The sequence below is a fragment of the Streptomyces sp. TLI_55 genome (assembly GCF_900206255.1).
GTDB lineage: Bacteria > Actinomycetota > Actinomycetes > Streptomycetales > Streptomycetaceae > Streptomyces > Streptomyces aquilus.
Window position 1 is genome coordinate 18,458 of record NZ_OAOJ01000006.1, and the last position, 23,715, is coordinate 42,172.

21 protein-coding genes and 4 pseudogenes are annotated in these 23,715 nt (G+C 69.3%); 10 read left to right on the plus strand and 15 right to left on the minus strand.

Translation table 11 applies throughout. The features are described 5' to 3' along the window. Positions 1-7: 7 nt before the first annotated feature. The 3 genes from CRP56_RS46130 to solA all read right to left on the minus strand — a co-directional run bounded on the left by CRP56_RS46130 (position 8) and on the right by solA (position 3,094). On the minus strand, positions 8-1,027 hold the full coding sequence (locus CRP56_RS46130) for an ABC transporter substrate-binding protein (RefSeq protein ID WP_097276221.1): 1,020 nt from the start codon (positions 1,025-1,027) through the stop codon (positions 8-10). A 132-nt stretch (positions 1,028-1,159) separates the two neighbouring features. Beyond that, positions 1,160-1,840: a haloacid dehalogenase type II gene (locus CRP56_RS46135; protein WP_097276223.1), complete on the minus strand. Its 681-nt coding sequence runs from the start codon at positions 1,838-1,840 to the stop codon at positions 1,160-1,162. Positions 1,841-1,957: 117 nt separating this feature from the next. Beyond that, positions 1,958-3,094 (minus strand): N-methyl-L-tryptophan oxidase, encoded by a 1,137-nt coding sequence (gene solA, locus CRP56_RS46140; protein ID WP_097276225.1) that lies wholly within the window; start codon positions 3,092-3,094, stop codon positions 1,958-1,960. 276 nt (positions 3,095-3,370) lie between these two features. On the opposite strand from solA, the gene CRP56_RS46145 reads away from it, so the two are divergent. Beyond that, positions 3,371-4,993 (plus strand): PucR family transcriptional regulator, encoded by a 1,623-nt coding sequence (locus tag CRP56_RS46145; RefSeq protein ID WP_097276227.1) that lies wholly within the window; start codon positions 3,371-3,373, stop codon positions 4,991-4,993. Between the two features lie 153 nt (positions 4,994-5,146). Here CRP56_RS46145 and CRP56_RS46150 read toward each other — a convergent pair. The 3 genes and pseudogenes from CRP56_RS46150 to CRP56_RS46160 all read right to left on the minus strand — a co-directional run bounded on the left by CRP56_RS46150 (position 5,147) and on the right by CRP56_RS46160 (position 8,903). Then, a pseudogene (locus CRP56_RS46150) lies at positions 5,147-6,204 on the minus strand (tartrate dehydrogenase). A gap of 73 nt (positions 6,205-6,277) precedes the next feature. Next, positions 6,278-7,162, minus strand: coding sequence for a LysR family transcriptional regulator (locus CRP56_RS46155; RefSeq protein ID WP_097276229.1), 885 nt, complete (start codon positions 7,160-7,162; stop codon positions 6,278-6,280). Positions 7,163-7,634: 472 nt separating this feature from the next. Next, on the minus strand, positions 7,635-8,903 hold the full coding sequence (locus CRP56_RS46160; RefSeq protein ID WP_097276261.1) for an aspartate aminotransferase family protein: 1,269 nt from the start codon (positions 8,901-8,903) through the stop codon (positions 7,635-7,637). Between the two features lie 225 nt (positions 8,904-9,128). On the opposite strand from CRP56_RS46160, the gene CRP56_RS46165 reads away from it, so the two are divergent. Continuing rightward, on the plus strand, positions 9,129-10,814 hold the full coding sequence (locus tag CRP56_RS46165; RefSeq protein WP_097276231.1) for a PucR family transcriptional regulator: 1,686 nt from the start codon (positions 9,129-9,131) through the stop codon (positions 10,812-10,814). Between the two features lie 87 nt (positions 10,815-10,901). Here the strand turns inward: CRP56_RS46165 and CRP56_RS46170 are convergent, their stop codons facing one another. Next, entirely contained in the window at positions 10,902-12,200 is a 1,299-nt protein-coding gene (locus CRP56_RS46170; RefSeq protein ID WP_257042471.1) for an IS30 family transposase, read from the minus strand. 224 nt (positions 12,201-12,424) lie between these two features. On the opposite strand from CRP56_RS46170, the pseudogene CRP56_RS46175 reads away from it, so the two are divergent. Beyond that, positions 12,425-12,577: pseudogene (locus CRP56_RS46175) on the plus strand (IS110 family transposase); the annotation flags it as partial. Positions 12,578-12,619: 42 nt separating this feature from the next. Here CRP56_RS46175 and CRP56_RS46180 read toward each other — a convergent pair. From CRP56_RS46180 to CRP56_RS46205, 5 genes and pseudogenes are all read right to left on the minus strand, one after another. Then, complete coding sequence (locus CRP56_RS46180; protein ID WP_143665038.1) at positions 12,620-13,549, minus strand: hypothetical protein; 930 nt, start codon at positions 13,547-13,549, stop codon at positions 12,620-12,622. Positions 13,550-13,597: 48 nt separating this feature from the next. After that, positions 13,598-13,981 (minus strand): VOC family protein, encoded by a 384-nt coding sequence (locus tag CRP56_RS46185; RefSeq protein ID WP_306459488.1) that lies wholly within the window; start codon positions 13,979-13,981, stop codon positions 13,598-13,600. A 48-nt stretch (positions 13,982-14,029) separates the two neighbouring features. Next, positions 14,030-14,221: pseudogene (locus CRP56_RS46190) on the minus strand (IS256 family transposase); the annotation flags it as partial. 181 nt (positions 14,222-14,402) lie between these two features. Next, positions 14,403-14,633 (minus strand): hypothetical protein, encoded by a 231-nt coding sequence (locus CRP56_RS46195; protein ID WP_097276238.1) that lies wholly within the window; start codon positions 14,631-14,633, stop codon positions 14,403-14,405. Positions 14,634-15,240: 607 nt separating this feature from the next. After that, positions 15,241-15,927, minus strand: a complete 687-nt coding sequence (locus CRP56_RS46205; protein ID WP_097276242.1) for a TetR/AcrR family transcriptional regulator — start codon at positions 15,925-15,927, stop codon at positions 15,241-15,243. Between the two features lie 152 nt (positions 15,928-16,079). Between CRP56_RS46205 and CRP56_RS46210 the strand changes: the two genes are divergently transcribed. The 7 genes from CRP56_RS46210 (at position 16,080) to CRP56_RS46240 (ending at position 21,435) form a co-directional block, all read left to right on the plus strand. Continuing rightward, on the plus strand, positions 16,080-17,285 hold the full coding sequence (locus CRP56_RS46210; RefSeq protein WP_097276244.1) for a cytochrome P450: 1,206 nt from the start codon (positions 16,080-16,082) through the stop codon (positions 17,283-17,285). A 48-nt stretch (positions 17,286-17,333) separates the two neighbouring features. After that, positions 17,334-17,531, plus strand: coding sequence for a ferredoxin (locus CRP56_RS46215; RefSeq protein WP_030944786.1), 198 nt, complete (start codon positions 17,334-17,336; stop codon positions 17,529-17,531). Further along, positions 17,528-18,751, plus strand: a complete 1,224-nt coding sequence (locus CRP56_RS46220; protein WP_097276246.1) for an NAD(P)/FAD-dependent oxidoreductase — start codon at positions 17,528-17,530, stop codon at positions 18,749-18,751. The genes CRP56_RS46215 and CRP56_RS46220 overlap by 4 nt, the downstream gene beginning before the upstream one ends. Then, entirely contained in the window at positions 18,748-19,653 is a 906-nt protein-coding gene (locus CRP56_RS46225; RefSeq protein ID WP_306459489.1) for an SDR family NAD(P)-dependent oxidoreductase, read from the plus strand. The genes CRP56_RS46220 and CRP56_RS46225 overlap by 4 nt, the downstream gene beginning before the upstream one ends. 70 nt (positions 19,654-19,723) lie before the next feature. Further along, entirely contained in the window at positions 19,724-20,701 is a 978-nt protein-coding gene (locus CRP56_RS46230; protein ID WP_097276248.1) for a quinone oxidoreductase family protein, read from the plus strand. Positions 20,702-20,788: 87 nt separating this feature from the next. Next, positions 20,789-21,235: an SRPBCC family protein gene (locus tag CRP56_RS46235; RefSeq protein ID WP_097276251.1), complete on the plus strand. Its 447-nt coding sequence runs from the start codon at positions 20,789-20,791 to the stop codon at positions 21,233-21,235. Then, entirely contained in the window at positions 21,232-21,435 is a 204-nt protein-coding gene (locus CRP56_RS46240; RefSeq protein ID WP_097276253.1) for a hypothetical protein, read from the plus strand. Before CRP56_RS46235 ends, CRP56_RS46240 begins: the two co-directional genes overlap by 4 nt. Before the next feature lie 46 nt (positions 21,436-21,481). Here CRP56_RS46240 and CRP56_RS46245 read toward each other — a convergent pair whose 3' ends face one another. The 3 genes and pseudogenes from CRP56_RS46245 to CRP56_RS46255 form a co-directional block, all read right to left on the minus strand. Then, a complete protein-coding gene (locus CRP56_RS46245; protein WP_373559796.1) occupies positions 21,482-22,228 on the minus strand; it encodes an integrase core domain-containing protein in 747 nt (248 codons plus the stop codon). A gap of 562 nt (positions 22,229-22,790) precedes the next feature. After that, positions 22,791-22,859 (minus strand): annotated as a pseudogene (locus CRP56_RS49495) (hypothetical protein); the annotation flags it as partial. 144 nt (positions 22,860-23,003) lie between these two features. Continuing rightward, positions 23,004-23,715, minus strand: a 712-nt coding sequence (locus CRP56_RS46255; protein WP_143665039.1) for a DUF1349 domain-containing protein, incomplete at its 5' end; no start/stop codon positions are given.

Genomic DNA, 23,715 nt, shown 5'->3' on the forward strand with positions numbered 1-23,715 from the left:
CGGCGTCTCAGTCCTGCGGGACGGCCGCGGCCGCGGTCTTGATCCCCAGGTCCTGGAGCCCCCAGCGGCCCAGCGCCTGGGCGTACTTGGGGCTGTCGATGATCGACTGGAGGGCAGCCTGCACCGCGGGGGTCAGCGGGGAGTCCTTCTTCAGGGCGACGGTAACGGGCTTGGTGGTCACCAAGGGCTTGAGGACGTCGAACGTCTTGGGCTGCTGCGCGGCCGCCCACTCAAGCGCGATGAAGTCGTACATCACGGCGTCGATCCGCTTGGAGACCAGCTGGGTGAGAGCGTCGTTCACGCTGGGCAGGGTCACGGCCTTGATGGCCGGCTTGCCCTTGCTCGTACAGTCCTGCTTCGACAGCTGGGGCAGCCACTGCAGCTCCTGGGTGCTGCCGGAGGTGACACCGACGTGGTGCCCGCACAGCGTGTGGGTGCCCAGTTTCTGCGGGTTGCCGTAGGGGACGGACACTCCGGTCCCGGCCTTGAAGTAGTCGACCATGTCGAGCGCCTTCAGTCGGTCGGTCGTGGCGCCCATGGTGGAGGCGGTGAAGTCGTACCGGTTGGCCTGCAGTCCGGTGATGATGGTGTCGAACTTGACGTTGTTGATCTGGAGCTTCAGGCCGAGCTTGGCGGCGATCAGCCGGGCGATGTCCGGGTTGAATCCGATCGGGGTCTTGTTGTCCGATGCCATGAACGTGGTGGGCGGGTACGACAGGTCCAAGGGCACCGAGAGCGTGCCCTTGGCCTTCACCGCCGCGGGCAGCAGCTTCACCGCGTTCTGGTCGGGCTTCACACCGACGGAGATGTCGTCGGTGTGCTCGGCCGACGGGCCGGATCCTGCGCCCTGTGCCGTGCTCTTCGCCCCCACGTTCTGCCCGGTGCCGCCCGCGCCGCACGCGGCGAGCGCGAGGGCCAGGGCGGTCGTGACGATCGGGATGCTCAACTGCCGGTTGACCTGCATCGCGGCGGCCACGGCGCCTGCGGTGCGGAATACGTTTCTGTGGCCTGTCCGGTTGGTTTCCATGGCGGTGCCTCCTGGAGAATCCTGGGGATACGGGGATACGGGGATACGGGGATACGGGGATACGGGGAATCCGTGATGCGGGGACGACGTGCGGATCGGACGGGCGGCGGGTGAGCGGGTGCGCGTCGCGCGTCAGATGCCCAGCATCTGGTTGAGCTCGTCCAAGGACTTGACGGTCACGTAGTCGTAGCCGTGGGTGACCGGGTCGTAGCCGCGGTCCAGCAAGACGAGGTTGCGGAAGCCCATGTCGTGCATCGGCATCAGGTCGTAGCGGGTGTGCGAGGAGACGTGCACGAAGTCCTCGGGGGACGCGTCGAGCTGGTCGAGCATGTACTCGAACGCCGCGTAGCGGGGCTTGTAGTAGCCCGCCTGCTCCGCGGTGAAAACCGCGTGGAAGTCCGCGCCGAGCCGGGGCACGCTCTCCGTGAGGAAGGAGTCCTCGGCGTTGGAGAGGATCACCAGCTTGTAGTGCTCGCCCATCTTCTTCAGCGGTTCCGGCACATCCGCGTGCGGGCCCCAGCTGCGCACGCCGTCGGCCAACCGCCTGCCGGCGTCCGGGGCGGCCTTGGCGCCCCACTTGCGGCAGACCGCCTCGAAGGCGTCCTGCAGCGTCTGCTCGTAGGGGCGGAACGCGTCGAGGATCGAGTCGTAGCGGTAGCCGCGGAACTCCTTGACGAACTGGTCCCAGTGCTCGGCCGGGATCTGGTCACCGACGAGTTCACGAGTGATGGGGGTCATCGGCCACTCGATCAACGTGCCGTAGCAGTCGAACGAGACGTACTTCGGGCGGAACTGGAGCGAGGGAATGGGCATGGAAGGGCTCCACTTTCTTGCGTCGGGGAACTGGTCAGGGCCGGCACGGCCCTTTTTAGGCATGCTCACGACAAAGACGTCAGGAATAAGGGTGATGACGTCGGCAACCGCCGGGGATCAGGCGGCGCCGACTCCTGCCGGAGCAAGGAAGTCGATGGGGTGCTGCGTGGTGCCGTCGAGCGCCAGGTCGGCGGCGATCTCTCCCATCGCGGGCGAGAACTTGAAACCGCTGCCGGAGAACCCGGCCATGACGATGATGTCGTCCTCGCCGGGGAGATGACCGACGAGCGGGTTTCCGGACTCCGTGTAGCCCTCCATGTAGGCCGACATCCTGATGGGGTCGGGGTTCAGGTCGGGCATGAGTTCATCGATGAGCTCGCGGAAGACACCGAGTTCTTCGGGGCGGACGGTACGGTCGAGCCGATCGGGCTCGGGCACCGGCGCATGGTATTTGAAGGAGAGACCGAGCTTGACGGAGATGCCGTCGGGCGACGGGATACCGAAGCAGTCGTGGGGTGCGGCGCGCAAGAAGGAAGGGGCACCGCCCGCGAACCAGTCGTGGCGGGTGGGCAGGTGCCAGGAGCAGACCACCCGGCGGACGTCGACGGTCCGGGGAAGGTCCGGGAGCAGGGTGTTGATCCAGGGGCCCACGGTCACCACGGCGGCGTCCACGTGGTCCGTGCCCAGATCGGTGACGATCTGCACCCCGCCGCCCGCGGCGGGGACGACCTCGCGCACCGTGGTGTAGCGGTGCAGCCGGGCGCCCAGCTGCTCGGCACGGGCGGCGGCGGCCTGGATCGACGCCTCCGGCCTGATGACAGCGCCCAACCGGTCGAGGACAGCGGTGTGTCCGTCCGGAAGCCGGTGCTGCGGGTACCGGCGGGCGAGTTCCTCCCGGTCCAGTACCTTGTGATCCAACCCTTGGGCGGCGCTGGTGGACAGGAGGAGGCGCATGGACGGTGAGGCGGTCTCCCCCAACACGAGGCTCCCGCTGCGGCGTCGCAGCGACCGGCCCGTCTCCGCCTGGAGCTGCTCCCACATCCGGTCCGCCAGCCGCAGCAGCGGAACGTACCCCGGCTCGCCGAGGTGGACGGCTCGGTAGATACGGCTCTCGCCCCCGGCCGCGCCGCGGTCGTGACCCGGTGCGTAGCGGTCGTAGCCGATGACCTCGGCTCCGCGGGCGGCCAGTCGCCACATGGCCTGGCTGCCCATGCTGCCGGCACCGATCACGGCGACGCGCTTCGGGACGCGCATGAGGTCGCTCCTCTCGATGGTGTGGTGGGTGGCAGTCGGGCCCCAGCGCCGTGAGGACACCGTGCGGACCTTTCCGGTTCACGTCCTGCTGGGGATGACGTTCACTCTCCGCCCGGGGGAACCCGCAGGGCAATCCACACTGTGTTCCGCCGTGGAGCCTTCTTGAGACGGTCTGTCACCGCGGACGACGGGGCTGTACGAATGCCGGACCCCCTCTTGTCACGATGGGTGGCCGGTGCGAAGGTGAGCCATTCCCTCCGGATGAAAGCACGTCCTATGCCGCCCAGACGTCACGCAGCCGGGCACTTCCCCACGGTCAGGGAGGTACTGCGACTGCCCGTGCTCGCCGAAGGGATGCCTCGTGTGCTGGCGGGCGAGTCACAGCTGGACAGCCCGGTGCGCTGGGTGCATGTCACCGAGCTGCTCAATCCCGCCGACTTCCTGGAGGGCGGCGAGCTGGTGCTGACCACCGGCATGCCACATCCCGAGGACGCCTCCGAGCTGCAGGGCTACGTCGACCAGCTCTCGGACGTCGGCGCGGCCGGCCTGATCGTGGAGCTCGGTTACCGGTACCAGAAAGTGCCCCGCGAGCTGGTGGCGGCGTGCCGTGCCCGTGACGTGCCGCTCGTCGAGCTGGCCCGTGGCGTCCGGTTCATCGACGTCACACAGACGGTGCACGCGCTCATCCTCGACGCCCAGGGAGCCCTGCTGCGGCGCGGGCGGGATATCCAGGACATCTTCACGGCCCTGACGCTGCGGGGCGCAGCCCCCGAGGAACTGGTGCACACCACCGCGGAGCTCACCGGTGCCCCCGTGGTGCTGGAGGATCTCACCCACCGGGTCCTGATGTGCGAGTTGCTCGGCCGGCCGTACGAGCCGGTGGTGTCGGCCTGGTCGCGGCGTTCGCGGGCCGCCCCAACGCCGGAGAGGATCACGCCGAGCGGCCCGGAGGGGTGGCTGATCGCGCCGGTGCAGGACCACCACGGCCTGTGGGGGCGGTTGGTCCTGCTGGAGGACCGGCTGAGCGCCGAGCCCGACCCGGAGCACGTCCTGGTGCTGGAGCGGGCGGCGATCGCGCTGACCATGGCGCGTCTGGCGGGGCAGGCTTGGTGGGAGCGCCGGGCCCACCGCTCCGTACTGCGAGACCTGTACGAACGGCGTTTCCGCTCCCCCGCGGACGCCCGCGCCCGCGCCGAGGCACTAGGACTGCCCACCCTCGGACACCGCCTCTTCGCCGTGGTCATCCGCCACCCGTACACCGGCACCGAGGGGGAGCACCTCGACGAACGGATCGCGAAGGCGTTGACGCACACCGGTGTCCGCGCCCTGGTCGGCGAGACGGCCCCGGGCCGCATCGGTGTACTCATGGCCCTGGCACAGGCGAGTGCCTGGCAGCCGGTCGCCGAGCGGATCGGCCGCCTGACCCGGGAAGAGCTCGGACCGCGGGCAGTCGTCGCCGTCGGCCCCGGGGTGACCGACCTCGGCGGGATCGCCCGGTCGTGGCAGGAGGCGGAGCAGACGGCCGAGGCCATCACACCAGCCTCCCCGGAGCGGTGGTTCTACGTCCCCGCCGACGTCCGGCTGCCGGAGTTGCTGGGCGTTCTGCGCGAGGACACCCGTCTTCAGCGGTACGCGGAACGGCAACTGACCCGCCTCATCGAGCACGACGGCCGCAACGGCGGCGATCTGCTCCCGGCACTGCGCGCCTATCTGGCGGCGGCCGGGAACAAGTCGGTCGCGGCGAAACGCGTCGGCATGTCCCGGCAGGCGTACTACCAGCGCCTCCACACCATCGAACGGCTCCTCGGCTGTGACCTGGAATCAGGTCTGGAGCGCACGTCCCTGCACGTCGCGGTGCTGGTTCTGGACGCGGGAGAAGCAGCTCTTCCCGGCGTGTGACGAGCACGTCGGCCGTGACCCGCGTGGCCTTGCGGCGACCGGTGCCCGAAGAGACGCCTTGTGTACGTGCGTCGTGTCCGACCTCAAGTTCACCTCATGGCCAGGGACTGGTGGGCGGCGTCGTCTCTGCCGCCCACTGCGGAAGAGCATGGCTCAGAGGAGCTCGATCAGCCTGTCGGTGAACTCGGCGGTGGTCGCGGTTCCGCCCAGGTCACGTGTGCGGGTATCGGTCTTGGCCAGGACCGACGTGATCGCGTCCGTGATGTCCCTGGCCGCGGCCGGATGGCCGAGGTGGTCGAGCATCATGGCCGCGGACCAGATCGCGCCCAACGGGTTGGCGATGCCCTGGCCCGCGATGTCGGGCGCTGAGCCGTGTACCGGCTCGAACATCGAGGGGAAGTCGCCCTCGGGGTTGAGGTTGGCCGCCGGGGCGATGCCGATGGATCCGGCGACCGCGGCCGCGAGGTCGCTGAGGATGTCGCCGAAGAGGTTGGAGGCGACGACGACGTCGAAGCGGGCGGGGTCGAGAACGAACTTGGCCGCAAGCGCGTCGATGTGCTCCTGGTCCCAGGTGACGCCGGGGTGCTCGGCGGCCCGCTCGGCGATCAGCTCGTCCCAGAACGGCATGGTGTGAATGATGCCGTTGGACTTGGTGGCGGAGATGAGCTTCCCTCGGCGGCGGGCGGCGAGCGAGAACGCGTAGTCGGCGATACGGGTGACCCCGGCCCGGGTGAACACCGCTTCCTGGACGGCCAGTTCCTCGGGCGTGCCCTGGTTCAGCCGTCCGCCGATCTCGCTGTACTCGCCCTCGGCGTTCTCCCGCACGATGACGAGATCGACCTCGCCCGGCTGTGCGCCGCGCACCGGGCTGTCGATGCCTGCGAAGACGCGGACGGGCCGGAGGTTGACGTACTGGCGGAAGCTGCGCCGGATCGGGATCAGCAGCCCCCACAGCGAGACATGGTCCGGCACCCCCGGGTAGCCGACGGCGCCCAGCAGGATCGCGTCCTTGTCGCGCAGCTGGTCGATCCCGTCGGCGGGCATCATCGCGCCCTCCCGCAGGTACCGCTCGCACGACCAGTCGTACGACGTGTAGGACAGGCTGAAGCCGTGGCGGCGGCCGAGAACATCGAGCACCTGCTGTGCTGGGGCAGTACCTCGGCGCCGATGCCGTCGCCGGGGATCAGGGCAATGCGGTGGTTGGTCGTCATGCCGTCGATTGCAGCAAGGCGGTCCGCGGGGCGTCCAAGACGCAAAGCGGATATCCCTGATAAGCGGCGCCTATCAGCTGCCGGCGGCCGATATGGCGGCCGTGACGAACGCGGCAGCCGCCGGCGACAGGCTGCCGCGGCGGTTGACGAGAGCGATGTCCAAGGTTCTCTCCGGCTCGATGTCCAGGATGCGGGCGCCCAGCTGCCGGGCGAGGTCCCGCCAGGAATCCATGACCACCGCGAGCCCGACCCCGGCCAGCACCAGGGGCATGAGCGACACCCGGTGCTCGGTCTCGGCGGCGATGGTGAACTCGATGCCCTGTTCCCGCAGCGCGTCGACGTAGGCGCGCATCCCGGTACCCGGCTGCCCGACGATCAGCCGCTGTCCGGCAAGCTCCTGACACTCGACAGCCGTCCGATCAGCGAACGGGCCGTCGGCCGGCACCATCAGCACAAAGCGCTGCCGCCCCAGCGCATGGCAGACGACCTCCTTGTCGGAGAGCGGCCCGGCGGACGCCAAGAGCCCCAGTTCCACGGCACCCGTGCGCACCATGTCGATCACATCACGCGAGGTGAACGCCGCTTTGATGGCCACGGAGACGCCGGGATACCGGTGGCTGAACGCGCTCACCAGACTCGTCAGCGGCTCCACCGCCTGCGACGGCACGGATGCCACGTCCAGGCGCCCCTCCCGCAGCTCATGCACCGCCGCGACACTAGCCCGCGCCGTCTCCAGACTCCGCACGGCCTCCCGCGCAGGCTCGATCAGAGCCCTTCCGGCCTCCGTCAGCACTGCCCTACGCCCGATGCGATGGAACAGCTCGGAACCGAGATCACGCTCCAGTGCCCGCACGGCCTGCGACAGCGACGGCTGCGACACGTACAGAGCCGAGGCCGCACGGTTGAACCCCCCACGATCAACGATCGCAAGGAAGTACTCCAGCTGCCGAATGTCCATTGCGCACCCTCTGCCCCTCAACACAGCAGCCGACGACTCGATGGTCCCGACCATGGTTGCGTGAAGGACAGCCTCGACGAAGCACGGCCCCCCGATGCGGTGACCGTTTCGGTCACCGCATCGCGGTCACAGCTCGTTGAGGCGCTCGTCGCCACCACATGCGGGCCCGCCGCGGCCCGGACTCCGTCACCGGCCTCCCCGAGGGCCGTGCCTGGTGGTATGTCGAGTCCGACGGCGCGGCCGCGGTGAAGGCCCGCGCCTCCAGCGCTGCTGGACGTACCGCGGCGCCGGAGAACCTGGCCGCTTACCTGCGCGACTTCCGCAAGCTCCTGACTCAAGACGCGAGGGAGCGGTGTGGAAGCCTGTGCGGTCGCCACCAGGCGGACCGTCGCCGCGGTGACGACCGCACAGGAGCCCTCGGTACGCGCAGGCCGGGTGCGGTCGGAAAGGACGGCGCCCCGGCCCGACCACGTCATCGCCGCGCCGCTCCCGATGTGCCGGCCTCCACCGCTGCCGCCCATGCCTGGAGTCCCTGGTCCACCGCCGTCTCGTCGATCACCAGGGCCGGGATCATCCGCACGACCTGGTTCCAGGCACCGCACAGAAGCAGGAGCAGGCCCTGGTCGACAGCGGCACGCTGCACGCGGGCGGCAGTCTCAGGGTCCGGACTGCCGTCCTCGGTGACGAACTCCGTGGCGAGCATGAGCCCGAGGCCGCGTACGTCGCCGATGCCTGCGGTCCGGTCGGCCACCCCCTCCAGGCCCTGGCGAAGGCGCTTGCCCATCGCCTCGGCGTTCTCGACGAGCCTCTCGTCGCGGACGACGTCGAGGGTGGCGCAGGCCGCGGCGCAGGCGACGGCGTTGGCGCCGTACGTACCGCCCTGCGAGCCGGGCCACGCCTTGGTCATCAGCTCCTCGGAGGCGGCGATTCCTGACAGCGGGAAGCCGCTGGCCAGGCCCTTGGCGGTGACGAGGATGTCAGGCGTGACGCCGAAGTGGTCGTGACCCCAGAAGCGACCGGTGCGGCCGACGCCCGTCTGTACCTCGTCAAGGATCAGCAGGAAGCCGTGCCGGTCGGCCCGTTCCCGCAGGCCCTCCAGGAAGGCGCGGGTCGCGGGCACGTACCCGCCCTCGCCAAGCACCGGCTCGACGATGACGGCGGCCGTGTCAGCAGGTGAGGAGATCGTCTGCAGTGTGTAGTCCAGCTCCTGCAGGGCGAATCGGGTCGCGGTCTCCTCGTCCCAGTCATAGCGGAAGGCCGAAGGAAAGGGGGTGACGACGACACCGCTCATCAACGGGGAGAAGCCGGACCGGAAGCGGGTGCCGGAGGTCGTCATCGAGGCGGCGGCCACCGTACGGCCGTGGAAGCCACCGTGGCAGACCAGGATGTTCGGCCGACGGGTGGCCTGCCGGGCCAGCCGCAGCGCCGCCTCCACCGCCTCGCTGCCGGAGTTGGTGAAGAACAGGCTGTCGAGCCCCTCGGGCAAGACCTCGCCCAGCTTGTCGACCAGCCGCCGCAGCGGCTGGTGCATGACTGTCGTGTACTGGCCGTGGACGAGGGTGCCCACCTGTTCCTGGGCGGCCGCTACGACCTTGGGGTGGCAGTGCCCGGTGCTGGTCACGCCGATGCCGGCGGTGAAGTCGAGGTAGCGGCGGCCGTCCTCACCGTAGAGGTAGACGCCCTCTCCCCGGACCGCCACCACGGGCGTGGCCTGGCGAAGGTGCGGCGACAGTGCAGTCATGTTCGTCTCCCGGCGGGTCGTCGGTCTGGCTCCGGTCCGGACGAGCATCTCCGCGTACCTCGATCACGCCAATGCTCGATCTGTCCGCCCGCGCCTCGGCATCTGGACGTTGTGTCAGCCGCACCCGGCATCACGCCCCGCTCGTCCTGCTCACAGCCGCCCTTTCAGAGCTCTTGCGCAGGTCAGCGAGGATTGTCAGGGTGACGGAGCACCCAGGGAGGTCCCATGCGCGAGAAACACCACACGGCCGCAAGGCCCGTCACCGACGGTCCTGACGCCTCCTTGGCAGGCCCGGACCTGGCCACCGCCGGCCATCCGCTCACCGTGGCCGACGTTCTGACCCTTCCCGTCCTCGCCGCCGGGCAGCCGCAGGTCGTCACCGGAGCAGACCAACTCGACCGCCCTGTCCGCTGGGTTCACATGACCGAGCTGACCGACCCTGCCTCCTTCCTCAAGGGCGGCGAGCTCGTACTGACCACCGGTATGCCCCTGCCGGAGGAGCCGGCCGGCGTACGCCGCTACGTGAACGAACTCGCCGATGTCGGCGCGGCGGCCTTGGTCATCGAACTGGTCCGCCGTTATCACCGCCCGCCGGACGCCCTGGTCCATGCCTGCGAGGCCCGCGGGCTCCCCCTCGTCACCCTGGCCAAGGACGTCAACTTCCTTGAGGTCACCCAGGTCGTCCACGCTCTCATCCTCGGCAACCAGGCCGAGGAGATGCGCCGGACCCAGCGCATTCACGAGGCGTTCACCGCCCTCACCCTGCGCGGCGCTGCACCCGAGGAGGTCGTACGTGCCGCCGCTGAGATAAGCGGCCACACCGTCGTACTGGAGAACCTGGCCCACCAGGCACTGATCTGCACGCCCTCCGCAGGCACGGTCGAGGCAGCGCTCAGCGACTGGGAACGGCGCTCACGAGCGACACCTCCCGCCGGCCGCACATCCGTCTCCGGACCCGGCGGCTGGCTCGTGACATCCGTGGAGTACCAGGGCGAAAGCTGGGGCCGGGTGGTCATGCTGCCCGCCCCGCCACGCCAGCCCACCCCCTCGGCATTCGGCCCCACCGCTGTGACGGTCCTGGAGAGAGCTGCGATGGCCCTCACCATCGCCCGCGTCATCCACCCCGTGCCCTGGGAACGCACCGCACACCGCAATCTCCTGCGCGACCTCGTCGGACAACGTCACCACTCTCCTGCGGACGCCGAGGCCCGGGTCGCCGCACTGGGTCTGCCCACCAAGGACTGCAGCTTCATGGCCGTGCTCGCGGACTTCCCCCAAGAGACCGACGCATCGCAAAGCGAAGCCCTCCTCTGCGAAGAGCTGAGGAAGCAAGGGACACAGGCCCTCGTCGGCGTTCTGGGCCCCACGCGCCTCGGCATCCTCCTGTCCCTGCGCCCCGGCCAGCCCTGCCCATCCGTGGTCGAACACCTGAGCCGCACCGTACTCGAGTTGGCGCCGGGGGCCACCATCAGCGCAGGCAGCGAGGCGGCGGACCTCTTCGATGTCGCCCGATCCTTCCGCGAGGCGACCCGCGTCACCGAAGCCACCGAGCCCGGCCAGCCACTCCCGCCGGGACGCTCCTACCACCAGCTGTCCGACATCGGCCTGCGCCGCCTTCTCTTCGCGCTCCGGGAGGACATCCGGATCCAGGACTTCACCGAGCGCCGGCTCAGCCGGCTCCTCGACCACGATGCCCGCCACGGGACGGACTTGCTGACGACCTTGCGCCACTACCTTGACGCGGCAGGCAACAAGACCCTGGCAGCCCGCTCCGGCGGTCTGTCGCGCGAGACCGTCTACCAACGTCTGCGCAGCATCGAGCGGATACTCGACTGCGATCTCGAGTCCGGCGAACACCGCACCGAACTGCACATGGCACTCACAGCGCTCGACGTCCTACGGGCCAGGTGAGCCGCTGGCCACAGCACGCACTCCCATATGGCGTCGGTAGCGTGCCCCAGTGCTCAGGAGGGCAGCTCTGCCCCAGGTCCCGCTGCCCTACCTCCCGCCGCGCCTCCCGGGCTCCTGGTGATCACGGCGCCACTGGCTGGCCAGCGTATGCCGCCGAGCGCAGGTTCGGGGAGGGTTCACCCGACACGGATCGTTCCGTATCACCCGCAGGATGAGGTGGCGGTCCACCAGGGGCCGCGGCGCGACCCGGCTTCGCATTCGCAGAGTTTTGCGGGGTCGGTTGTTTAGCCGGTGCTCGATAGCTCGGAGGTCATTGACGGTGTAGAGGGACAGGTTCGTGCGCTTGGGCAGGTACTGGCGGACCAGGCCGTTGGTGTTCTCGTTCGTGCCCCGCTGCCACGGGCTTCCCGGTCGGGCGAAGAAGATGCCGTCGGCGAAGTAGGGCGCGAGCTCGTGATGGCGGGCCATCTCGGAGCCTTGGTCCCAGGTGAGACTCTGTCGCGCTTGCTGCGGCAGCCGGCTGAGGACACTGATCAGGCCGTCGCGCAGTTGGCTGGCCGAGTGCCCCTCGGGCAGTGCGATGAGGCGGAGATAGCGTGTTCGCCGGTCGACGAGGGTGGCGACGGCGGACTGGCTGCGGACGCCGACGACGAGGTCTCCTTCCCAGTCACCGAGGCGCTCGCGCAGCTCGATGACCGGTGGCCTGCTGTCGATGAGGACGGCTGGCGCGACAAACCGCGGCATGCGCTGATCAGGACGGCGACGCTTCTTTCGCAGTGGCCGGCCGGTGCGGAGTTTCCTCGTCAGAGTCCTGCTCAAGCCGCCTTTCGCGCCCTGGTAGAGAGCCCGGTAGATAGTCTCGTGGCAAAGGTGCCGCTCCGGCCGGTCGGGCCAGCGAGTGCGCAGATGCGAGGCGATCTGTTCCGGGCTCCACTCCAGATCCAGCTTGGCCTGCACCTCGGTCTTCAGCTCGGGATCCGTGGCCAGCTTGGCGCGTCTGGGGCGTCCGGCTCGCTCACGGCAGCGATGATGCGCCAGGTCGGCGTCGTACCTGCCGTAGTCATGCGGGCGACTGTTGCGCCGCAACTCACGGCTGACCGTCGATGGAGCCCGCCCGAGCAGACCGGCTATCTCCCGGATCGTCAGGCCTCGTTCGCGCAGCGCGGCGATCCTCCGGCGCTCCAGCAGCGACAGATACCGGCCTGACCGGGATGTCTCTGGCAAGTAGTCGGGCTTCAACCCGCCGTTCTCCGCCCGCCACCGGTAGCCGGTCTTCCGTCCGATCCCGAGCTGCCTGCACGCCTCGACGCTGCCCACCCCGGCCGCCAGAAGGCGCCAGTACTCGGCCTCGAGCTCTAGCCTGCGCTTGCGTCCCCGCCTTGCCATCAACACCCCGCAATGATCAAGGAATGTTGCGACAAGCGTTAGAACCCAAGCGTCCTACTGGTCCACTCAGCCGTCGCCGACAGAGGGCAACTTCCCACCTCACGCCTTGGCGACGACAGCGCGTGCGACGCGCCCCGGCAAGAGTGAATGCCGGGGCGTCTCGGCGGGCTCGTCGCAGGCTCTCCGACAGAGAGGCGGGACGACCTCGTGACCGATCAGGAGAATCCCGCGGGTTCTACGACCGCAAACGCGCCGAAGGCAAGCGCCACACCCAAGCCGTCCTCGCCCTCGCCCGCCGCCGCGTCAACGTCCTCTGGGCCCTCCTACGAGACGGACGATGCTACGAGCTCACGCCTCCAGCAGCCCTCGCGGCTTGACAGACCGCATTAGGAATCGGTGGCACAGGACACCGCCCGCCGTCAGCGCCTGGCGGACTGGATCGCTTCTTGCAGGTCGCTCACGGCCCGCTCGGCATGTGCGCGGACTCTGTTCCAAGCGGCAGTGAAGTCGCGGACCGGGAAAGGCAGCCCGAGCGCATGGTGGGCGGCGGTGAGTTCCGGCCGCGGCTTTGGGTGGACAGCGGAGTTTCGGATGACACGGATCTGGTCCAGGAGTTGCACGGCCCGGCATACCGCGTCGCGGTCGAGCGAGGGCAGCTTGCTGGCGAGATGCGCTTCCAGGCGCAGCAGGCCCGAGCCCGGGTTGCGGCCGGGCACCTTGAGGTCGCGCAGGATGTCGGTCAGGACGATCAGCCCGGAGTTGTAGGCCCCCTCGTCGTCGACCTCCAGGGCGAGGAGGCTGGAGCGGTCCATGGGCGGCGGCACGACCAAGGTGTCGCCCAAGACCAGCTCATAGTCGATGTCCAGGAAGTTCAGCGCGCGCAACAGTGCGCGCGGCTCGGTGAAGGACAGAGCCTCCAGCGGCGCTGGCGGCGACAGGTGAGCGGCGACCTCGGCGAGGTAAAGGTCCAGGGTGTCGCAGTCGACGGCCGGCAGTGCACCGAGTTCGCCGGTCAGGGATGTCCTGCTGAAGCGGATGCCGGGCCACTCGCGCTCGGCGATCGCCACCAGGCCGTCCAGGAGGGAACCCGCCCCGTCGACTCCATGCAGGGCCTCCTTGATGTCCACGGCGATGTTGGGCTCGTCGAAGGGGTCGTCGAGGATCTTCTCCTGCGCCCGGGTCAAACGCTGCATGTATGCCAGCAGGCAGCGGGCAAGATCGCGGGCCCTCTGGTCGTGCTGTAGGTGGTAGAGCCCGGCCATGGTCAGATACACCGGCCCATCCGCCTGCGGGGCGTAGCCGCGCCCGTACCACCCAACAGCCCCCGTAGCCGTGCGAGACCAGGTCATTGAGTCATTGTCAATAGTTGTGGATCGAGTGGCGTGCGATCCAGCCGGTCATCCCTCGTCCAGGCACAGGCAGAAGGGGTGTCCGGCCGGGTCGAAGAGCACCCGGACGCTCTCCTGCGGCTGGAACTCCGCCACCGTGGCGCCCAGGGCCACCGCCTCGGCGACCGCCGAATCGAGATCGCCGACCTGGAAGTCGAAGTGCATCATCGGGCGCTGTTCGCCTTCGACCGGAGGCCAGACCGGAGCCCGATAGCCGTCGGCCTGCTGGAACACGAAAAATGGCCCTTGCGGGGAGGCGGCCACGATGGCCGTGCCCGGCTCCTCGTGCCCGATGTGCCAACCGAGGAGTTCGGCGTAAAACTTCGCCAGGCCGCTGGGGTCCGGCGCCTCGATCGCAGTTCCCCACCACATACCACCGGTTCGAGATCTCATTCCGGCAGCCTGCCTCCTGATCCCGTGCTTGTCGTGCGTGAAGGGTGATCAGGCTGCAGTGGCCTCAGGGCGTTCGACGAGGTGACCGTTCTTGAAGCGGGCGCCGTTGCGGACAAGGGCGGCAAGGTGGGGTGCGGTGATCGCGCGCCGGCGGGCCTGGGCAGACTCGGCCAGCTTGAACACCATGGCCAGGGCCGCGACCGCGCTGCCGGCCCCGCGGGTGACCTTGGTCCAGAGTCTCGGCCTCCAGGGCCGCGGCAAGCATCCGCCTCGCGGACGATGCCGTCGATCAGGGAACCGGTCTCGGTGGTGCCGTCCTCGTTGACTACGCTCAGCACAGGCGGGCCTTCCCGACCCGCGCTGCAACGCGGGCCTGCTCGATGACCTTGAGTCGATCACTCGGGAAGGTACGCCCTCCGCATCACACGAGGCACCCCACCCGAGGTCGATCCACAAGTCCTGAGCATGGCTCCAGGTCATTGCCGATCCCAGGGAAGCTGTAAAGGATCTTCGCGGCGTCGTGGCCCTGCTGGCACATGAGGTAGTTGACGTAGAAAAAGTTGGGGAAGCGCGCGTGCTCGACAAACGTCGTCCACACGATGTCGATGAGGAGCTGCTGCTCCTCGGTGAGCGGATGTGTCAGGGTGGCCATGCCGTCTACCTCCAGATGGGCAACAGGCCAGGATAGAGAGGCAGTCCAGCAGGGGCACCCGCTTTTCGTGCTCGCAGGCACTCGCGCCTTGAGGGCGCGCTGCGAAAGTCCGCACGGCCGCCGTAGACGGCGTCCCGACCGCGCGCGACGCAAAAGGCCGGCACCCCTCAGTCCGCCGAAGCGGATGACAGGGCCCAGCACCGCACCCCCATACCGAGACCGAGCTGCGCTGCCAACTGCCCTCTGTGGAGGCCACCGTTCACCTGCCAGAAGGCCGATCAACCCCTAGTCGCCCGCGAAGCGGACGTCTCCAGCTGGCTCGTCTATGCCCCCAGCCTGCGCGAGCGCATCGACCAGGCGCGAGCCCGCCAGGCCGCCCAGGGTCACCAGGACCAGCGGAGCGGTTGGCGGGGTCGCAGTTCCGGCGTGTGGTCGAGGTGCGCGCTGGTCAGGACGACCTTGGAGCTGGTGCCGTACGCGGGCTGTCCGCTGAGGTTGGGGCAGCGGCCGGTGTGGGTGCCGGGTCGGTGAACGTGCCCCTGCTCGTGGTGTAGCTCCGGCCGATTCGAGCGGTAGCTGCGCTTCAGCGGCGTCCGGTGCGACGTTCTCAACTGCCTCGCTTGCTGTGTGCGGCGTCGAGCGTCGGGGTTGATGGCTGAGGGGCCGGTATGGGCAGCAGCCGGTGCAGCAATGACTGTTCCAGTTCGATCAGGATGTCTTCGCTGCTGGTGTGGTGACCTGGCAGGGTGTGCCAGAGGACCAGTTGGCCGTGCAGGGCGGTCCACAGGTGGATGCCGATGGTCTCTGCTTCCGCTCGCCGGGCGGGCGCGATCGCCGCGAGATAGATGTCCACGGCGTGGGTCCATGCCTGGAGCACGGTGCCGAGGGGAGTGTCGGCGGAGGGCTGACGCTCGGGTTCGTATTCCAGGCTGAACATCAGTCGGTACCGGCGGGGCTTGTCGATGGCGAATCTGCGGTAGGCGGCGGCGGTGGCACCTATCCGCTCCCACGGGGCGGCGCCGGCTGTGGCGGCCGCTTCGCCGGCCTCGCCCATCGCTGCGGCCAGCGCCCGGTAGGCGGCGTCGAGCACGGTGGCGACCAGTTCGGTCTTGTCCTTGAAGTGCAGATAGACGCTGGGCGCAGAGATGCCGACCTCGCGGGCCACTCCTCGCAGGGAGAGCGCGTCCTCGCGTCCCGTCTCCTCCAGGATGCGGGTCGCCGCGTCGAGAATCTCCTGCCGTAGCCGTTCCCCCTCGCCCCGCACATTGGGCACCCGTCTGACCTGCGGCTTCATGGCCACCTCCTCGCTGTGTGCACCCTATCTGCCCGCCCGGCCGGCGCCGCAGAGGCGGAAACAGAGGATGCGGCTCCACACCCTCAACTAACGGTGTTAGTCTACCGAGCAGAACACCTAACGCTGTTAGTTGATGGTGGAGAGGAACAGCCATGCCCTCGTCTGCGCCGGTCCCCGCGTTCGAACTCGCCCGTCCGAAGGACGCGCCTCTTGATCCTCCGCCCCTGTATGCCGAACTGCGGACAAAGCGCCCGGTCACCCGGGTCTTGCTGTGGGAGGGGCAACTCAGCGCGTGGCTCGTGACCCGCTGGGAGGACGCGCGGGCGGTGCTCGGCAGCCCGGCATTCAGCTCCGACCCGTCCCGGCCCGGTGCGCCCAACTTCAAGCCAGGCACCCCGCAGCCCCGGCGCGGCTTCTTCCAGGGCCATGACGACCCCGTGCACGCCCTGATGCGGCGCACCCTGACCCGGGAGTTCATGGTCAAACGTATCGACGCGCTGCGTCCGGCCATCGCCCGTCTGACCGACGAGCTCCTCGGTGACCTCACGCGGCGGCCGGGCCCGGCCGATTTCGTCGAGCGCTTCGCGCTGCCGTTGCCCTCCCTGGTGATCTGCGAACTGCTGGGCGTGCCGTACGAGGACCACCCCTTTTTCCAGCGGCACTCGAAGGTCTTCGTCGACCTGACCGCCACGGCGGAGGAGACCACCCGTGCGCAGCAGGCACTGGCCACGTATCTGCTGGAACTCGTGCGGACCAAGCGCACGACGCCTGGCGACGACCTGGTCACCCGGCTCGCCGAGCAGGTCGACGCTGGTGTCATCACCGAGCAGGACGCGGCCGACCTGAGCTCCTTCCTGCTGTTCGCCGGGCACGAGACGACGGCGAACATGATCGCGCTGAGCACCATCACCCTGCTGCACCATCCCGAGCAGATCCCGTACGTGCTCGGCGATCAGGACCAGGTGGCAGGCGCGGTCGAGGAGTTGCTGCGCCACATCTCAATCGTGCACGGCGGGCTGCGCCGTACGGCCGTGGAGGACGTCACCATCGGCGGCGTCACCATCCGCGCCGGCGAGGGTGTGATCATCCCGGTCGGAGTCGCCAACCGCGACCCGGAGATCTTCGACGCCCCCGACGACCTCGACCTGGAACGCGCCGACGCCCGCCGCCACCTGGCGTTCGGCTACGGCATCCACCAGTGCCTCGGCCAGCCGCTGGCCCGCGCCGAACTCCAGATAGTCCTGCCGGAACTCTTCCGCCGGCTCCCCGGCCTGAAGGTCGCCGTGCCGATGGAGGGCATCGCTTTCAAGCGGGATTCCATCGTCTACGGCGTCCACGAACTGCCCGTCACCTGGTGACCCGCACCCGCTTACCCACCCCACCGCCCCCCACAGGGAAGAACCGTCATGCGTGTAGAAGTCGACGTTCCCAAGTGCGTCGCCTCGGGCCAGTGCGTCATGCTCGCCCCCGACGTCTTCGACCAGCGGGACGAGGACGGCATGGTCGTCCTCCTCGACGCCGCCCCGCCCGCCGAACTCCACGACGCCGTCCGTGAATCGGCCACCGTGTGCCCCGCGGCCGCCATCCGCCTGGGAGAGTCATGACCACGGGCACGGCCGGTGAGCCGGCCGGTGCACCGGGCCGCGTCGTCATCGTCGGCGCCTCCGCGGCCGGTCTCGCCGCCGCCGAAACCCTGCGCCGGTCGGGTCACACCGGCACCATCACGCTCATCGGCGACGAGGCCACGGCTCCTTACGACCGGCCGCCGCTGTCGAAGGAAGTCCTCCGCGGCGCCTGGACACCGGACCGGCTGCCCTTGCGTACCGAGGCCGAACTCAACGCCCTCGGCCTGGACGCCCGTTACGGCCGCGAGGCCATCGGAGTGGACCTCGCCGCCCGGACGGTGCTGCTGTCCGACGGCAGCGAGGTGGCGTACGACGGAGTGGTCGTGGCCACCGGAGTCCGCCCCCGGCGGATGCCCGGTACCCCGGCCCACACCCTGCGCACCCTGGACGACGCCCTCGCCCTCAAGGACCGCCTCGGCCCGGGCCGAAGCCTGGCGGTGGTCGGCGCCGGGTTCCTGGGCGCCGAGGCCGCGGCGGTGGCGGCCGCTTCGGGCACCCGTGTGACCCTCATCGAACCCGCGCCCGTCCCACTGGCTCACGCGGTCGGCGAGGACATCGGCCGCATCCTCGCCCAGGCCCACCTCGAGCACGGCGTGGACCTGCGCACCGGGACAGGGGTCACCGAGGTCGTCTCCGGCGGCGTACGGCTGGCCGACGGCAGCACGGTCGAGGCCGAGACGGTGCTGGTGGCCGTCGGCTCCCGGCCCAACACCGAGTGGCTGACCGGCAGCGGCCTCACCCTCGACGACGGACTGGTCTGCGACGAGTTCTGTGCCGCCGCACCCGGCGTGTACGGCGCGGGCGACGTGGCCCGCTGGCACAACCCGCTCTTCGACACCTCGATGCGCGTCGAGCACCGCACCAACGCCACCGAACAGGGCATGGCCGCCGCCCGCAACCTCCTGGGCGCCCGGCGGCCCTTCGCGCCCGTCCCCTATTTCTGGTCCGACCAGTACGACATGAAGATCCGTGCCTACGGCTACCTGCGCGGTCACGACGAGGTACGGATAGTCGAAGGCAGCCTGGCGGAAAGCAAGTTCACCGCGGTCTACCGCTTTGGCGACCGGCTCACCGGTGTCCTGGCCGTCGGCATGCCACCCAGGCGCATCCGTGGCTGGCAGCAGGCCATAGCTGCCCGCACCCCATGGCGCGACGCCCTCTCGAACCCCCCGTCCGTCCCGGAAGGAGCGGCGGCATGAGCGCCACCACCGGCCCGGAAGGGGTCGACGCCGCCGGCGCCGACGGGATCCCGAAACAAGAACAGGAGACACACATGACCGAGAAGGTCTGGTTCATGACCGGTTGCTCACGCGGCTTCGGCCGGCTGTGGGCGGAGGCCGCGCTGCAGCGGGGCGACAAGGTCGCCGCGACCGCGCGCGACGAGAGCAGGCTCAAGTCGCTGGCCGCGGCGTACCCCGACTCCTTGCTGGTCCTGCCGCTGGACGTCACCCGGCGCGGCGCCGTGTTCGACGCCGTGGCCGCCGCCCACGACCACTTCGGGCGGCTCGACGTGATCGTCAACAACGCCGGTCACGGCCTGCGCGGTGCCGTCGAGGAGGTCCAGGAGGCCGATGTCCGGGAGCTGCTCGACACCAACCTGCTCGGGGCGCTCTGGGTGACGCAGGCGGCGCTTCCCTTCCTGCGCGCGCAGGGAGGCGGCCACGTCCTGGCGGTGTCCAGCCAGGGCGGACTGATGGGCGAGGCGACCCTCGGTCTGTACAACGCCTCCAAGTGGGCGCTGGAAGGGATGATGGAGGCCCTGTCGAAGGAAGTCGCCCACCTCGGCATCAAGGTCACCCTCATCGAACCCGGGCCCTACGCCACCGAGTTCGCGTCCCCCGCCTCCCTCAAGGCGTCACCCGAGAACCCCGCCTACGACGAGGCCCGCCAGGCCCTGTACGCGGACTTCGACCCCGCGGCCGTCGGCGACCCCGCCGCCACGCCCCCGGCCGTGCTGGCGGCGGTCGACGCCGCCGAGCCCCCGCTCCGGCTGATTCTGGGCAAGTCGGCCCTGCCCAAGGTCCGCAGCCACTACGACGCGCGCCTGTCCACCTGGGACGCATGGGCCTCCGTCTCCGAGCGCGCCCACGGCCACCCGTAGTTGACCGACACGGCATTCGCCGCAGGGCGTTGCCCCCTGCCGTCCCACCCCCCAAGAAAGGCCCTGAAGAGTGAAGGCAGCTGTCTACCGCCGCAACGGCGGCCCCGAAGTGCTCAGTTACGAGGATGTGCCGGACCCCGCCCCCGGCACCGACGAAGTTCTGATCAGGACGGAGGCCATCAGCATCGAGGGCGGCGACCTGATGTGCCGTCTCCTTATACCCCCTCCGGCGGACGGGTTCGTCCTCGGTTACAGCAGTGCCGGTGAGGTCGTGGCGGTGGGCTCCGCGGTCACGGGCCTTGAGGTCGGCCAGAAGGTCTGCGCTTTCGGGCAGGCCCATGGACTGCCGGCCGGTTCCCATGCCGAACTGCGCGTCGTACGCCCGGAGCACTGCTGGGTGCTGCCGGACGGTTTCGATCCGAAGGCGGCGGCCTTGGTGCCGGTCACCTTCTCGACCGCCTACGAGGCGCTGTTCGAGCGCGGCCGTCTCACGAGCGGCGACACCGTGCTGGTGCAAGGGGCGGCCAGCGGGGTCGGGCTGGCGGCGATGCAGCTCGCCAAGAAGGCGGGTGCCCGCGTGATCGGGAGCGCGTCGAACCCGGCGCGGTTCGAGGAGCTGCGTCGTTACGGCCTCGACGAGGGAATCGACTACCGAAGCGAGAACGTCCGTGACCGTGTCCTGGCCCTGACCGGCGGGCGTGGTGTCGATCTGGCCGTCGACTGCGTGGGCGGTTCGCTGCTCCAGCAGCTGATCGAGGCCACCCGTCACGGCGGGCACATCGTCCCGCTGGGCACGGCTTCCCGCGAAGAGAGCACGGTCGACGTCGTGAGCCTGATCCGCAGCAACACGACGCTCCACGGCGTAGGGCTCGCCTCCCTTCTCCATGAGCCCCGGGTCCACGCGTACATGGCGGACCTCATCCGCCGCATCGCGGACAGCGAACTGGAAGCCGTGATCGACCGCGTCTTCCCCCTGGCCGACGCCGCGGCCGCGCACCACCACGCCGAGCAGCGCGGCCGGATCGGCCGCGTCGTGATGGTGCCCTGACATTCCCGGCGAGCACCAGCCGCACCAACCCGGGCCGGCGACGGCCCACACCGCAGCAGACGATCAGAAGAGAGAAGGAGAAACACCATGACCTTGCTCATGGAAGTTCGCTACGAAGAAGCCGGCGTGAGCTCGGTGACGGTCGATGTCGTCGTCGAGGCCAGCGCGGAGTTCGCGTGGGATGCCGTGCGCGATGTCTATGCGGTGGACACCCGGCTCATCCCGGGATTCGCGCTCCACGTGGAAAAGGGACCGGACAGCAGGACGGTGACGTTCGCCGATGACATGAAGATCACCGAGCGCATCGTCGGAGTCGACGATGGCACCCGAAAGCTCACCTACCAAGCGACCGAGGGCGGGCCGCTGACACACCACCTGGGGTCACAGACCGTGCGGGAGGACGAGGAGGGAGTCCATCTCGTCTGGACGACCGAGTTCGCGCCCGCGTCGATCGTCGACTACGCCACCAGCACCATGCGGACCACCGTGGCACTCATGAAGAAGACGATCGAAACGGCGTTCGCCGATCGGTGAGACCCCTCCTGACCACCTCCGGGCAGGCCGCCCGGCCGATGATGCGCGCCGTGGAGTACGACAGGTACGGCGGTCCCCAGGGGCTGGAGATTCACGCAGTCGCGCGGCCGCAGCCGGGCGCCGGCGAGTTGCTCGTCCGCGTCCACGGCACGAGCGTCAACCCGGTCGATGTGTCGATCCGGTCCGGTCCGGTGGCATGAGGATCATGTAGGGCCGCAGCTTCCCCAAACGGACCTGCCGGGATCCTCACGGGGGAGGTGGTCGCCCTCGGCGGTGGCGTGACCGACCTGACGCACGGACAACGGGTGTGGGGGGTTCCTCACCGACGTGCCCAGCCGTGTCGGGGCCGCCGCCGAGTACATCACCGTGAAGGTATCGACCGTCAGCTTGGCCCCGGGCAAAGCGGACCTGGCCGAGGCGGCGGCGCTGACGAGTGTCGGTGTCGCCGCGCTGCACGCCTTGCGTGACGTGTTGCGGTTCGCCCCGGGCGACAATCTGCTGATTGTCGGGCGCGTGGTGGTGCGGGCGGCCCCGCCATTCAGTTGGGTGTCGCCATGGGTGCCGGTCACCGCCGTGGCCGGCACCGCCAATCACACCTTCTGTCGTGATCTCGAGGCGTCCCGTACGGTGTGGCCGCTCGTGGCTGTAGTAGTTCACAAACTCAGCCAGCGTGACGCGGCGTTCGTGTTCGGACGTGTAGTCGCGCACGTAAGCCCACTCGCGGGCGAGTGTCCCGTTATAGCGCTCTGCTTTCCCGTTCGTGCGTGGGGTGTAGGGCCGGGTCCGCTTGTGCGTCGTACCGGTCGCGGCGAGCGCGTTGGCCCAGGTCGTGGACCGGTGGCAGGACCCGTTGTCCGTGAGGTAACGGCGGATCGAGGTGATGCCGTGGGCGGCGACGAAGGCAGCGGCGCGGTGCCAGAAGGCGACCGCGGTGACGGCCTTCTCGTCGTCCAGGGCCTCGGTGCAGGCGAGCCGGTCCCCCTGGCCGTGCATCCGCCACCCACCGCCGACGGGGGTGCGACCGAGCTTCTTGATGTCTACGTGGATCAGGTCGCCAATGCGTTCGTGTTCGTAGCGGATGACTTTGCGCAGTTGCCCGCCAGTGGGCGGGGATCGATGTCGCGCAGCCGGCTGAGTCCCCGCAGAACGAGGACACGGTGCACGGTGGCCGCTACGCCGAAAAGCCTGAAAGCTACCAGGCCGGACTCGAATTATGCGCCGGCCTCCTCTGTGATCCGACACCGCGGATCACAGCCTTGATCACAGCTCCATACAGGCCCTGGTCGAGGAACCTCTGGGTACCGCCGGCGAAGCCGGTGCGGATCAGGGTGCGCCGGCCGCGCCGGAACTTCCTCGGCAGCTGCTCCAGGGTCCTCGCCGACAAGGTCGCCGCCGGCCAGACCGCCGTGGTCACTGCTGCGTGTCGCTGCCGTCCCATGCCTTCTGCCGGGCAGGGTCGCTGTTGGTGGTGGAGCCCCAGCCGTCGGCGACCATGCCCGCCGGTGGTCGGCTGGAAGGACCACAGCTGGTTGTTGCCGCCGACGAAGGAGTGCCGCTGTATCGAAGTCCCCCTCCGGTGACTGAAGCCGTTGAAGTCGAGGACCTTGCCGCTGTTCCTGTTCACGATCTTGTAGAGCTGCCCGCCGGCCGGGACGATGCCAGTCCCGGTCAGCGCGACGTCTGCGTCACATCCTCGGCGTGGCCAGGACCGCCAGGCGACGCTGAGCCTGGCGGTCCTGTGGCAGTCCCGGGTGCCCCTTCCGCTTCGTCAGTTGATGGAGAACTGGCTGAAGCTCGCGGTGCCGGGTGCCGGGGCGTGGGCCGTGAAGAACGTGCCCGCGTCCAGGCTGCTGTTCGCTCCGGTCAGTGTGGCGGTGCCGACGGTGGTCCAGGCGGTGCCGTCGACGGAGTAGGAACCGGTGACCGAGGTGCCGCTCCTGACCAGCCGGAGCCAGACGGGGGCGGAGCGGCCGGTCTTGGTGGTGCTCTTGTCGACGTAGCCGTCACTGTCGGAGTCCCACTCCAGGGTGACGCCGTTGCTGGGAGTGACGGAGAGGGAGGCGTACCCGGCGGACGAACCGGCTGCGGCGATGTTGTTGCGCAGCATCAGGCCGGCCTTGCCCCAGGCGTTGGTGTTGTCCTGGCTGTCGACGTGGACGGTGACGGTGGAGGAGGTTCCCGCGGCGGCCGGCTGGTAGGCCGCGGAGTATTCGTCGTCGTGCAGCGCGGTTGTTTCCCAGGTGTCGATGCCCGCGCTGGTCAGGGAGGTCACTCCCTGGCTCTGGCTCACCGCGGCGGGGATAGAGCCGTAGGCCCGCCAGGGCGAGGTGACGATCTGGAGCTTGCTGAAGGCCGCACTGCCGGCTGTGGTGCTGTGGGCGGTGTGGATGACACCGGCGTCCTGGGTGGCGGCCATGGACGGCAGGGTCACCGCCGAGCCGATCTGGGTGAAGGTGGATCCGTCGGTGGAGTAATAGCCG